9 protein-coding genes are annotated in these 13,812 nt (G+C 48.7%); 7 read left to right on the top strand and 2 right to left on the bottom strand.

Annotated features, from left to right (window positions below):
• The first annotated feature begins 43 nt into the window (after positions 1-43).
• The 3 genes from BZJ18_RS09175 (at position 44) to BZJ18_RS09165 (ending at position 3,848) form a co-directional block, all read left to right on the top strand.
• Complete coding sequence (locus BZJ18_RS09175) at positions 44-1,939, top strand: S8 family serine peptidase (RefSeq protein WP_108743139.1); 1,896 nt, start codon at positions 44-46, stop codon at positions 1,937-1,939.
• A gap of 13 nt (positions 1,940-1,952) precedes the next feature.
• Positions 1,953-2,357 (top strand): hypothetical protein, encoded by a 405-nt coding sequence (locus BZJ18_RS09170; RefSeq protein ID WP_077456215.1) that lies wholly within the window; start codon positions 1,953-1,955, stop codon positions 2,355-2,357.
• Between the two features lie 246 nt (positions 2,358-2,603).
• Complete coding sequence (locus BZJ18_RS09165) at positions 2,604-3,848, top strand: dicarboxylate/amino acid:cation symporter (RefSeq protein ID WP_077456213.1); 1,245 nt, start codon at positions 2,604-2,606, stop codon at positions 3,846-3,848.
• A 44-nt stretch (positions 3,849-3,892) separates the two neighbouring features.
• Here the strand turns inward: BZJ18_RS09165 and dgt are convergent, their stop codons facing one another.
• Positions 3,893-5,338 (bottom strand): dGTPase, encoded by a 1,446-nt coding sequence (gene dgt, locus BZJ18_RS09160; RefSeq protein WP_077456212.1) that lies wholly within the window; start codon positions 5,336-5,338, stop codon positions 3,893-3,895.
• 97 nt (positions 5,339-5,435) lie between these two features.
• Positions 5,436-6,833: an alpha-amylase family protein gene (locus BZJ18_RS09155; RefSeq protein WP_077456211.1), complete on the bottom strand. Its 1,398-nt coding sequence runs from the start codon at positions 6,831-6,833 to the stop codon at positions 5,436-5,438.
• A gap of 321 nt (positions 6,834-7,154) precedes the next feature.
• Here BZJ18_RS09155 and BZJ18_RS09150 point away from each other — a divergent pair, with 321 nt between their 5' ends.
• From BZJ18_RS09150 to BZJ18_RS09135, 4 genes are all read left to right on the top strand, one after another.
• The gene (locus tag BZJ18_RS09150) at positions 7,155-9,476 is read left to right on the top strand and encodes a type I restriction-modification system subunit M (protein WP_077456210.1); all 2,322 of its coding nucleotides are present in this window, start codon (positions 7,155-7,157) and stop codon (positions 9,474-9,476) included.
• Positions 9,476-10,849 carry a restriction endonuclease subunit S gene (locus BZJ18_RS09145; protein WP_077456209.1) on the top strand — a complete coding sequence of 458 codons (1,374 nt, stop codon included), beginning with the start codon at positions 9,476-9,478 and terminating at the stop codon, positions 10,847-10,849. The genes BZJ18_RS09150 and BZJ18_RS09145 overlap by 1 nt, the downstream gene beginning before the upstream one ends.
• Before the next feature lie 10 nt (positions 10,850-10,859).
• Positions 10,860-13,619, top strand: a complete 2,760-nt coding sequence (locus BZJ18_RS09140; protein WP_241824944.1) for a type I restriction endonuclease subunit R — start codon at positions 10,860-10,862, stop codon at positions 13,617-13,619.
• Between the two features lie 68 nt (positions 13,620-13,687).
• Positions 13,688-13,812: transposase (locus BZJ18_RS09135; protein ID WP_131825275.1), on the top strand; the 125-nt coding region annotated here is incomplete at its 3' end.

Genomic DNA, 13,812 nt, shown 5'->3' with positions numbered 1-13,812 from the left:
TCAGAATCGAGACACGTCTAGTTAGTGTAAAAAGGAATGATAAATGCACAAACACAGCTCTCTTGCGTTGATTATCGGCGCGCTTTTCCACACCTCCGGGGCGTGGGCGATGGCAAAAGTACCTGAGCCTGTCGAGCCCGATCCACAAGCTTGTGTGGCGTTAACGGGCAATGAACCTGTTGATATTAGTCGCACTAGTGCAGAGCGTTGTTTGCCGGGCGACGACCCATTTACAGCACAGCAGTGGCACTTACTCAACAGTGGTCAAAAAGCCTTTGCCCGCGAAGGTGGGCAAGCGGGGAACGACCTAAACCTTTGGTGGGCTCACCGACAGGCTATTCTGGGCCAAAACGTCAATGTCGCTGTTGTCGATGATGGGTTGGAGATTGGCCACCCAGACTTGGCCGCCAATGTCCGAGCAGGTAAATCTTACGATTTTGTCAATCGTGACAATGACCCTACGCCAGAAGGCTGGAGTAACCGTAATACCGCACACGGTACTTCGGTGGCTGGCATCATCGCCGCAGTGCGAGATAACGGCCTTGGCGGTATGGGGGTTGCGCCGCTTGCCAACCTGCAAGGGTATAACTACCTCGCATATCAAAGCCAGAATGCATGGGAGATCAGCCATGGCCGTGAAGGCTATTCGGATGATGTCCGCATATTCAACCAAAGCTATGGTGGTTCCGGGGTGCGCAGCTATCCCTACAGCGATGACCCAATGAGCTATGATGGTCGCCAGAACGCCCAATACAAAAAAATGAGCACGGAAGCCTTTGGCGGACTGGGGGCGGTATTCATCAAATCAGCGGGAAATGGTTATAAGCGTACTTCGTTTAATCGTGAGCGCTTCGGTCCTGTCGACGGGAACCACGGGTTACCGTGGCAGAACAGCAACCAATCGTCTGATAATGCGAATTATTGGAACGTCACGGTCAGCGCGCTCAATGCAGACGGCGAACGTTCTTCCTACTCGTCGGTCGGGAGCAATGTGTTCCTGACTGCACCGGGTGGGGAGTATGGCACCAATAAACCCGCTCATATCACCACGGACCTCTCCGGTTGTACGATGGGATATAACCGTGATGATAGTATTCCTTACGATTCGCACGACCTGCACGGTGGCACGGAGATAGATAACACCTGTGATTTCAACAGCGTGATGAACGGGACCTCCTCGGCGGCGCCAAATACCTCAGGGGCATTTGCGTTGATGATGTCAGCCTACCCGAACCTATCGCAGCGCGATATTCGTCACCTATTAGCGACGACCGCGACACGGGTTGATGCAGACGATGCCGATGTTCTTTTAACCTATCAAACAGCACGTGGTGGTGAGCGCACGGTGATTGGCCTAGAGGGCTGGAAACAAAATGCTGCGGGGCGTTGGTATAGCCCAACCTATGGGTTTGGTTTGATTGATGTCAATGCGGCACTCGATGCGGCGAAGACATATCAGCCACTTCCTGCACAAGTGTTCACGGATTGGGCGTGGTCTTATCATAACCAAGAGGGTGAAACTGGGCTTGCGATAGCCGATGCTGGGGCGGTAGCGACATCAGACAGTGTGCAAGTAGCCGATAACCTCACTATCGAGGCGGTACAAGTGCGTACCTCGATTGAGCACAGCCGTATGTCTGATTTGCTCATTGAGTTAGAGTCGCCCGCAGGGACTCGCAGCGTATTGATGTCACCACGTAACAGTATGCTGTCAAACACCTTGGATCCCACCTATCCAGAAGGTTTTACCGACCATTTAATGCTATCGCACAAATTTAATGGTGAAGCATCGCAAGGTCAGTGGACGCTCTATGTCACGGATACTGACGGTGATACACGCCAGTACACCTTAGGTGGCGAGGTTAAATCCATGCCCAACAACCGCGATGATGGCAAACTAACCCAATGGTCACTGCGTGTTATCGGTCACCGTGGTTAATAGGAGACGAAGTATGAAAAAGATGATCTCAGCACTCGCTATCATGGGCTTTAGCTTGAGTGTTAGCGCAGGTAGCGTGCAATTGAACGGCCAAGACTACGTGGTGGTGGATACGGCCAACAGCGCTCGCAGCATGAGCGGTGAACAAATGGGCGTGATGGTTGGCGATAAGGTCGCTGTATCCGCGCAAAGCACGCCTTTGACTGTTACCGGCTCTATTTTGGTCAAAGCAACCGAAGCGCACGCGAGTGAGCTGGCTCAAAAATACGGTTTAAGTTTGGTAAGTTACCTAGAGGGCGTTGCCCTACTTGAAGCCACACCGGACACCAATGTGGCAGAACTTGAAAAAGCCTTGAACCAAGAGCTAGATACCCCCGTCAACTTAGAGCTCAACCCACAAAACCAACGCCCCCAATAATGGCTTTGTGGTGATCCCTAGTCCGCCTTAATGGCGGGCTTTTTTATCATGCGCTTTCTTGGTATTTGCAGTGAAAAGTGTGGTCTCATTCGCCAACCAACCATTTTGTTACTAGTTATTCCAGATTGTTCATAACTTTTACATGAGCTGAATTCCGCTACTTGCTATGATTTGTCGCCAATTCGCTACAAAAATGCAGATAAATCATCATTATGCAGCTATAACGCTGTGATTAGGGAAAAGACAATGTGGAAAACCCTTAGACATTCTTTGCCATTGCAAATTGCAGTGGCGGCCGCACTGGCTTGGCTGGTGGGCACGATATTCGGCCCCATTGAGAACGCGGAACAGACCACTTGGTATCCGTTGCTTATGCTTGCCAAGGTCAGTTATATCGGTCTACTCAAAGCCGTGGTCGGCGTGATGGTATTGCTCTCGTTACTGGAAGGGATCAGTAATATTGGCAATGTGGTTCGCCTTAAGCGCCTAGGTGGTGCAACACTTTTGTTTTACGGTTTTACCACCACCATCGCGATCACCATTGGCCTTGGCGCAGCACTCATGATGCCCGAATGGCAACCGCTCACCAATGCGCCGCCTGTGGATGAGAGCATTAGCTTTATCAACCAAGATGCTGCGGGGGCTGGAGCCATTGCCACCAAACTTATTAATATGGCGTTGGTGAATCCGTTTGCCGCGGTGACTCAGGGTAACCTGTTGGCGATTGTGGTGTTCACCATTTTGTTCGGCATTTCGCTGATTGTCGCACTGCCAGAGTCGCACCCATTATTCGAGACCATTCGCGGGCTGAATAAAGGCATTAACACCATGGTGGCAGGCATTATCAAGCTGGCGCCATTTGCAGTGTTTGCGATTGTTTTCCAATTCTCCCACAAAGGGGATAACGATCTATTTGGTCAGCTATTTAGCTTCGCTGCTTTGGTGTTTGGACTGACGATGATCCATGCACTGATCGTGTTGCCGCTTATTGCACGCATTGCTGGTGGTATTGGCTTTGTGAGTCTGTTTCGCGCCATTTCTGCACCGCTGGCGATGGCGTTTGCCACTTCATCCAGTGCTGCGACACTGCCCGTATCGATGCAGGCTGCCAAAGAAGAGCTTAAGGTTACCCCGTCGACCGCGAGCATGGTCTTGCCGTTGGGCGCGGTGATGAACATGGATGGCACCGCGTTATTTGAAGGCATTGCTGCGGTGTTCCTCGCACAGCTGTTCGGCATTGACCTGTCGACGACCGGCATTGTGATGATCTTCATTATGGCGATGGTTTCGTCGGTAGGCGCGCCGGGCATGCCGTCGGGCTCGATGTCGGGTATGCAGTTGGTGTTGCTAGCTGCCGGTATTCCACTGGAAGCCATTGCTATTTTGCTGATCATTGAGCGCCCACTCGATACTTTCCGTACCGCGGTCAATGTGCAAGGCGATTTGATTGGTGCCACGGTGATTGATAAGTGGCAAAAGCGCTTTGGCTAATAGCCTCATCGCAAAAAACCGCTCCCAACCACGGAGCGGTTTTTTTATCCCTCTTCAATCACATGAAAGGCGCGGTATTCGTCGAATGCGTATTGGTCCGTCATACCGCTGATATAGTCAATTAGCAGGCGAGTACGAAAATAGAACTCACGCGCAGTGGCAGAAGGGATCTGCTCCGCTAGGGCCTGTTTTTGTACCGCGTCGCGATAGGCTTTTTTATGTTTTTCAGGCAGTTTTTTAAATAGCCGCTGGGTGTATATCGACGCCTGTGGCTTGACCGGCTCGCCATTAACTAAGGCTGTAAACACCTCACTGGGCAAGGTGAGGAGTGGACGATAGATGCTCATCAAACCATGGATGACGCGATAGCCTTGTAGCTCGCGGCGTTCCACTTCAGGGTGACAAAAGGCATGCGCTTTGGCGACGTTTTTAAAGGTTTGTACAAGTAAATGATTGACGCTGTTATCTTCAATTAGCGCGTGATTAAAGGTGCCATCAATGACGGCGGGCAAATGGTCGACAAAGCGTTGGGCGGCATGGCGAGGCAAGCGTTTATTGACCTCCACACGCAAGAAGACAAAAAACTGACTGTCACTGCCGTGGCTGCGCTTTTCAGCATTCTCTAACATGGTCGCCATGGTGTTGTCGTCATGCTCCTCACTGGCTTGGGTAAGCTGTACAAAGGTTGCCTTTAAGGCCGCTTTCAAATCCGCGAGAGTCAGTACGCCTTTTTCAACGGCGTCTTCTAAATCGGCAATGCCATAAGAAATATCATCGGCCGCTTCCATGATGTAACTGACTGGGGCACGACAGCCGGGCGAGATGGCGAGCGTTTTTTGCAAATCGCCAATGTACGCGTGTTCACTGAGAAAATAGCCGACTTTCTTTTTAAGGTACGCGCGGTCGTCGTCATCTGCAGGTTTCGGCTCGCTACCACACCGAGTGTATTTAAGAATGCCGGAGACTTGCGAATAGGTGAGGTTCAGCTGTTGTAAGGTATGGATCAGCCGTATGCCTTGTGCGTTGCCTTCAAAATGACAGAGGTCGCGCTGTACTTTCTCAGGCAGTTCGTCGTTAAAATGTTGACGATAGATAGACGGGACCTGTTCACTGAGCCAATCACTGAGCGCTTGCTCGCCAAAGTGTCCGAACGGTGGGTTACCTATGTCGTGCATCAGGCAAGCCATCTCAACCAAGGTTTCCAAGCAGCGGTCGAGCGGGGGAGCGAGTTGCGAGGCAGACAGTTTGTCGGCAATCAGTTGACTGATATAGCGCCCGACTTGCTGGACCTCTAAAGAGTGGGTGAGACGGCTGCGCACCGCGGCATTGCGTTCAAGTGGAAAAACTTGGGTTTTTTGTTGCAAACGGCGTACAGCGGCAGAGTTAATGATCCGTCCACGATCGCTTTCAAACTGCTTCATCAAATCGCCGTTCGTTTGCGTTCTAAAAGGCCGATCTGGACGGATTTTTTGTTCAAAATTCACAGTCATCATGACACCCAGTTTGTCCACTTTTTAAGATAGAGTGCGGCGGATTTCACTGACTGTCAATCCGCCGCTTGGTATAGCAAGACGGCGGCGACATAGATTAATGCATATACATCTGCGCCGAGCGAGCAGGAATGGTGATAGTGTGAAAATCCGATGCGATGGTGGTGGTCGCATCACTTAACACATCATAATAAGGGCGATACCAGTTAAGTGGGTATTCGCGTGTATCCATGGTATAAGATTGGGGCTCGTCACACTTATTGATCGCCACAATACCGGCTTGGTCGCGCTTAAATAACAGCAGACATTGGGTGCTGCCAATCACCGTCATTGGCTTGCCGTGCATTGCATTGTGAAAGCGGAGCATGGCCTTCATCGCAGGTTGCTTCCACACGCCTTGCCACCGGCCGTTATCTTTGTCTTCGCCTGCAGAAAGCTCATCACTATAGATCAGCGGACTCCCTCCGTCTTTGCCAAGAATATAGGCATAGGCGAGCGCTTCATCAGTGGGATCCATGATTTGGTAGCGAAAGCCATCGTTAGTCGGTATGTCGTGGGTAATGGTAAAGGTGATCGCTCGGTGTTTATCCAGCGCTTGACCAACACTTTCAGGATGATGCAACTGAGTGAGGCTACCTTGGAACGAAAACGCGCGACGGATTTGCGAGAATAAAGGAAAGTCATAAGCGCTATGGGTGGTTTGTTGTAAATAAGGTAAAAGAAACGCCTCATAGCTTTGGTCGCCGGCCCCACCACTGGTGATCACTTCGCCAAAAATATGCATGCCTTCACGAATGGCATCCGTAAAGACCTGATTGATGTGATACATGCTCATGTGTTTGACTGCATCGACCCGAAACCCTTTCACTCCCATCACTTTTAGCGCTGATAAATATGCACGCTGTTGCTCCACCACCCACTGATTCGGGTCTAAATCGGGTAAGCCTACATCTCCCTCTCCACCGCACAAACGCCAATATTGCACATGGCCTGGGTCATGCCACTGAGTGATACAGCCTTCTGGATGAAAGTCCATGCTGGAAAACAAATGCTGCGAGAGCTGCCCAAACAGTGTTTGCTGCTCGAACGCTTCTTGGTTCTGCGCGTAGTGTTCTAAGACCTGTGCGCTGGGGTAATTAAGATCGTCACGTAATCCGCTTTCATTCGCCATATGGTTGAGCACCACATCGGCATAGACAGCCACACCATGCTGGCCGAGGGCTGCAATCATGGCTTGAAAGTCTTGTTTATTGCCTAATGGGGAGTCGATAACACGCAGATCTTGAGGCTGATAGCGTGCCCACCACTCTGTGCCAGACGACTTCATAGCTGGCGCCACTAACACCTTCTTGTAACCAGCTTCAGCAATGTGCTCTGCTCTTGCTTCTACAAGCTGATACGGCCAATTAAAAGCATGGAGAATAGCCTCTGAATGTGCTGTGGCTGAATAGATAAACAGGCTGATTGCTAATGCGAATGGATAGTTTCTTTTCATTATAAGGGCCTCGTTATTGGATTCCCTTTAATGCTATTAACATATTTCTTTTTAATAAGAGAGGTTGAGAGAATTAGGAAGAATGGTCACGCTCTGTAGGGGATAAAATACTCAAATATTGAAGTATTTATCAAAAGTAAGGTCGGGGGCCTCAAGCTAACACGTCGTGTACATTGTGACGACAGAGACGTGCAAAACCAACGAGAGGAATGGGGTAGTATTAACGCCCAATGTGAAAGGATGCTTGGGGTATCAGACAGCTAGTCTATTCTTAGATATAATGCCTTCAATTTGATATGTATTTCATTCAGGGCATTTTTAATGACCAACAACAACTTCTCCCAAACCGCTGCCTTTATCTGGTCGGTGGCTGACCTGCTTCGCGGTGACTTCAAACAATCTCAATACGGCCGTGTGATCCTGCCGTTTACCCTGCTTCGTCGCCTTGAGTGTGTGCTTGAGCCAAGCAAAGATGCCGTGGTTGCCGAATATGAGCGCATCAAAGCGATGAACCTGCCAGAGGATGCGCAGGAAAAGTTCTTGCTGCGTGCAACAAAATCGCCAGCTCAGCCAGATGGTTTGTCATTCTTTAATACCTCGCCAATGAACCTTGGCAAGATGGGACAAAGCAACATCAAGGAGAACCTTGATAAATACGTGCAGTCATTCTCCAAAGATGCGCGGGAGATCTTCGAGCACTTCAAGTTTGATGAATTTGTCGGGCTGCTGGAAGATGCCAATCTGCTTTACAAAGTGGTGAAGACATTCGCCACCACCGACCTTAGCCCAAGCAAAATCTCAAACTATGAGATGGGCTTGGTGTTTGAAGAGTTGATCCGCCGCTTTGCGGAAAGCTCGAATGAAACGGCGGGTGAGCACTTTACGCCGCGTGATATCGTGCGCCTGACCACCTCGTTGGTCTTTATGGCCGATGATCAGGCGCTCAGCCAAGATGGGATTATTCGTACCATTTACGATCCAACTGCCGGTACGGGCGGCTTCTTGTCTTCAGGTATGGAGTATGTGGCGGAGATGAACCCTAACGCGGTGATGCGCGCGTTTGGTCAAGAGCTAAACCCAGAATCCTACGCGATTTGTAAAGCCGATATGCTGATCAAAGGGCAAGACGTTGACCGTATCAAGCTGGGTAACACCTTATCCAATGATCAACTGCCCAGCGATAAATTTGATTACATGTTATCCAACCCGCCGTTTGGAGTGGATTGGAAAAAAATTGAAAGTGACATCAAAGATGAGCACCAGCAAAAAGGCTTTGATGGGCGCTTTGGCGCAGGCTTACCGCGTGTGTCTGATGGTTCGTTGCTCTTTTTGATGCACCTTATCAGCAAGATGCGTGACAAGAAGACTACGGACAACCAAGTTACCGATGGTGGTCGTATCGGCATTATCCTCAATGGTTCACCACTCTTTACCGGTGGCGCGGGTAGCGGTGAGAGTGAAATACGCCGCTACATCCTTGAAGCGGATCTACTTGAAGCGATTGTCGCGCTGCCAACCGACATGTTCTATAACACAGGCATTGCGACCTATGTTTGGGTACTGACGAACAAGAAAGACCCAGAGCGTAAAGGCAAGGTGCAGCTTATCAACGCGGCTAACCTCAGCACGAAAATGCGTAAATCATTAGGCTCTAAGCGTCACTATTTAACGGATGACGAAATTCGCACCATCACCAAAAACTTTGGTGACTATGAAGAAATTGATACCTTGACCCAAGATGGAGTGACGGACAATAAAAAACACTTCGCCAGCAAAATTTTTAATACGCATGAGTTTGGCTATCGTCGCCTCACTATCGAGCGTCCATTGCGTCTGTCAGCACAAATCACCGATGAAGCAGTTGAATCACTGCGCTTTGCACCCAAGCCGTTTAATGCCGTCATGCAGGCGGTCTTTGAGCAATTTGGCACTGAGTGGACGGAAGACACCTACGGCTCATTGAGTGACGTGGAAAAGGAAGTTCGTGTCTTGATCAAAGCCGACTTCCCTGAGCTTAAAGAAAAGCAAATCAAAGACGTGCTGGATAGCAAGCTGTGGCTAAGCCAGAAAGCCCTGATGGATGCAGCGAAAGCCCTGCAAATTGCTGTGGGAGACAGTCTTGGTGGAAAATCGCAGCAATCCGACGATTTCAACCAGTTTGAACTGACGCTGAAAGGCGCATTCAAGGCGACAGGCATCAAGTTCGATGCCAAGCAGAAGAAGCAATTTATTGATGCGGTAACGTGGAAGAACCAAGATGCTGAACCTGTGATCAAAAAAGTGCTGAAAGAAGAGGCGCAGCCGCTATACGGTGCATTTGATTACAAAGGCAAAGTGGTGGAGTTCCAACAAGATGGCGAATTGCGTGATAACGAGAATGTACCGCTTGACCCAAGTGTCACCACCATTCGCTTGATTGAGAGATACTTTGCACGCGAGGTGCAACCACACGTTGCTGATGCATGGATTAACGCAGATAAGCGTGATGAAAAAGACAAAGAGATTGGTGTGGTGGGTTATGAAATCCCATTCAACCGCCATTTCTATGTCTACCAGCCGCCGCGTGACTTGGTAGAAATTGATGCCGATTTGGATGCCGTCAGTGCCGACATTATGAAGCTTCTGCAAGAGGTACATTCGTAATGGGGAAGTATCAGGAATATTCAGAATATAGAAGCTGGAACAACAAATGGATAAGTTGCTTGCCAGCATCATGGCAGCTTGTCCCATTAAAGTATATTTGTTCTGGCTTTGTAAAAGATGGCCCTCATGAAACGCCTAAATTTACGGACGATGGTATTCCCTTTTTATCAGTTGATGGAATTCAAGATAACAAATTGGTTTTTAATGGTTGCCGATACATATCAGAAGAAGACCATGTACGTTACTCAATGAAATGTCATCCAAAGCAAGGTGATGTTTTGCTGGGTAAGGCCGCATCGGTGGGAAAGGTAGCCTATGTTGACAGTAATATAGATTTTAATGTTTGGTCGCCTTTAGCTGTCATCACAGCAAAGAGCAATAAATATGGGAAATATATATATTACTGCCTGCAATCAAGTATGCTTCAAGCCCAATGTGAAGTCTTTGCTAATTCAAACACTCAGAAAAACTTGGGCATGAACACAATCGATAACCTCGATATGCCGTTACCGAGTGAACATGAAGCAGATGTTATAACCAACTTCCTCGATCACGAAACCGCCAAAATTGACACCTTGATCGAAAAGCAGCATCAATTGATTAAGCTGCTGAAAGAAAAACGCCAAGCGGTGATCAGCCATGCTGTGACCAAAGGGTTGAACCCACAAGCACCAATGAAGGATTCTGGTGTTGAGTGGTTAGGGGAAGTGCCTGAGCATTGGGATGTTGGTAGGTTAGGTTATTACAGCAGAGTTATAAATGGTTCGACTCCAAGTAAAGTAAACCTATCTTATTGGGATAAAAAGGAAGTGCCTTGGCTGTCATCCGGTTCCGTTAATCAATATAACATCACTACTGCATCAGACTATATTTCTGAGAAAGCACTGAAAGAATGCTCAGTGGAGCTACTTCCTGTTGGCACTCTTGTTATGGGAATGATTGGTCAGGGTAAAACCAGAGGAATGTCTGCTATTACTCGGATAGAGGCAACAATTAACCAAAACTTAGCAGCAATAATTCCAGATAGCAGGTTGGATTCCGAATACGGTTATCTAGTCTTGCAAGCTGCGTACAATGAAATACGTGAATGTGCTCGAGGAGGGAACCAAGCGGCTCTCAATTGTGAGCTAATCAGTAATTTCAAAGTTACGATTCCCCCAATTGATGAGCAAAAGCAGATAGTGGTAGATATCAACACTAAACTAAATCGCTTTGATCAAATTATTAAAAAGACAATGGACTTTGTTGAGCTTTCCCAAGAACGCCGCACCGCCCTAATCTCAGCCGCAGTCACTGGCAAGATCGATGTGCGCAACTGGCAAGCACCAACATCTCAACAGCAAGCGTTGGAACAAACCGCCCAAGTAGAATAAGAGAATGGTTATGAAAGACACCACACAAGAACGGATATTTCAGGACGACATCATCCGCCAGATGGTGGCCAGTGGCTGGGTGCAGGGCACGGGAGAGGGCTATAACCGCGAATCGGCATTATACGAAGCGGATGTGCTGACCTTTATCAAAGAAACGCAGCCGAAAGAGTGGGAGAAGTTCTGCAAAGTTTTCCCAACCGATTCAGAGCGTCACTTCCTTGATGCCTTGGTGGCTCAGCTTAAAAAAGCCGATGAGAACGCAACTGACCGTGCATCACGCACCTTTGGCACCTTGGGCGTGTTACGTCATGGTTTGAAAATTCGCAATGCCCGTTTTGAATTGTGTCAGTTTAAGCCCGAGCATAACCTCAACCCTGAAACTTTGGCGCGTTATCAGCAAAACATCTGCCGTATTGTGCCAGAGCTGGTTTACAGCCCGTATGCCACGCAGGCGGAATTTGAAGCGACAGGCAAGCAAGCCAAGAAGTGGCGTATTGACTTGGTGTTGTTCGTTAATGGTTTGCCTGTCTCTACCCTTGAGCTGAAATCTGAATTCAAACAAGCGGTCGAAAACGCCATTGCGCAATACAAGCTAACCCGTTTACCGAAAGACCCAGCCACCAAAAAGCCAGAGCCGCTTCTAAGCTTTAAACGCGGTGCGTTAGTGCATTTTGCGGTAAGCCAGTATGAAGTCTACATGGCGACTAAACTCGCGGGTACCGATACCTTCTTCTTGCCGTTTAACAAAGGGACGCATGATGGCGGTAAGGGTAATGATATTCCTGAAGATGAAAATCGCTACGCCACCGACTACTTGTGGAATGAGGTATTAACCCCAGACAACCTGCTCAATATCATCGGGCGCTTTATCCACCTTCAAATAGAAGAAAAGGAAGATTGGGAAGGGCGCAAAACCAAGAAAGAAACCCTGATCTTCCCGCGTTATCACCAGTGGGATGTGGTTACCAAGCTGGTCAATGCTGCGATTGAAGAAGGCACAGGTAACAAATACCTGATTCAACACAGTGCGGGGTCGGGTAAGTCCAACTCGATTGCATGGACAGCGCACCAACTCTCGACCTTGCATGATGCCAAGGGTAACAAGCAGTTTGATTCGGTGATTGTGGTCACTGACCGCACCGTTCTGGATGATCAGCTACAAGATACCATCTATCAGTTTGAACATGCTGATGGCGTGGTCGGGCGTATCAATCGTAAAGAGGGCGATGGCTCGAAATCAGAGAAGTTGGCTTCGGCTCTGGAAACCTCTCAACCAATCATCATAGTGACCATTCAAACCTTCCCGCATGTGTTAAAAGCGATTGAGAATTCAACGTCATTGAAAGCGCGTCGTTATGCCGTCATTGCCGATGAAGCGCATTCGTCACAAACAGGCGCAACCGCTCGTCAACTTAAAGAAGTGTTGATGACGGATGAAGTCGATGATGACATCGAATTATCATCTGAAGATATTCTCGATGCTACTGTTGCGGCGCGTCGAGGCAGTGCCAACCTGAGTTATTACGCCTTTACTGCCACACCAAAGCAAAAGACGCTGGAGTTGTTTGGTCGCAGGCCTGATCCAGAGCAGCCAGCATCTAAACGCAACTTGCCGATGGCTTACCACATCTATTCGATGCGTCAGGCGATTGAAGAAGGCTTTATCCTTGATGTGCTGAAAAACTACACCAACTACAAGGTGATCTATCAGCTCAAGCAAAAGCTGGAAGCGGAAGACAAAGAAGTGGATGCCGGCAAAGCCAAGGTGAAGCTCAACAACTGGGTACGCCTGCATGACCACAACATTTCACAGAAAGTGAAAGTGATCATAGAGCACTTCAAAAAGAACGTGATGGGCTTGCTAGGTGGTCAAGCTAAGGCCATGGTAGTCACCAGCTCACGTAAAGAAGCGGTGCGCTACAAGCTGGCGTTTGATAAGTATGTGTCTGAGCATGGTTACGCGGGCATTCGTGCCATGGTCGCCTTTTCTGGCGAAGTCGAGTTTAACGCTTCCGATCCAGACAGCACTGCGTTTATGGATCAGAAATTTACTGAGCACAGCATGAACCCTGACCTTAAAGGGCGTGAGATGCGCAAAGCCTTTAACACTGATGATTATCAAGTGATGCTGGTTGCCAATAAATTTCAAACGGGCTTTGACCAACCGAAGCTCTGCGCCATGTATGTCGATAAAAAGCTGGCTGGCGTTGAGTGTGTGCAGACGCTCTCTCGCCTCAACCGTATCTATCCGGGCAAAGCAGAGTGCGGTACGTTTGTGCTTGATTTCTACAACGAACCGCAAGATATTTTGGATGCTTTCCAGCCTTATTACCAAGTGGCAGAGCTTGAGGATGTCACTGATCCTGACAAAATTTTCGACCTATCAGAGAAGCTACGCGCTAGCGGTATCTTCCTTTGGTCGGAGGTCGAGCAGTTCATTGATGCCTTCTTTACCAAAAACAAGTCTAATGCGGCGATCAGTAATATCTGTAAGCCTGCGATAGACCGTTGGCGCAAGCGCTATGCTTCTGCTGTAGACGAATACATTCACGCCAAAAATGTGTTTGAACGCACCAAGAAAACCGGCGATGCGGTATTAATCGCTAATGCGGAAAATGCCTTCAAAGAGAGCAAGCAGGAGAAAGACCGTCTTGAGATCTTTAAGAAAGACTTAGGCAGCTTCGTCCGCTTCTATGAGTTTATGTCCCAGATTGTCGATTACGACGATAAAGAGCTAGAGAAGCTGAGCCTGTATGCGCGTCACCTGTAGTGGCATAGTGAATTTGGCCACCTGATTAGAGGTGTTAAGATACGCCTCATAGCATGACAGGTGAAACCATGACCAAACGCACAAGACGTACTTTCAGCGCTGAATTTAAACGTGAAGCCGCTGAGCTTGTTCTCGAACAAAACTACACGATTATCGAAGCAGCTACTGCCATGGGCGTGGGCAAATCCACCAT

This window comes from Salinivibrio sp. IB872 (genome assembly GCF_001995345.1).
Classification (GTDB): Bacteria; Pseudomonadota; Gammaproteobacteria; order Enterobacterales; family Vibrionaceae; genus Salinivibrio; species Salinivibrio proteolyticus.
The sequence above is the reverse complement of the archived record's forward strand: the minus strand, read 5'-3'. Positions and strand labels throughout refer to the sequence as shown.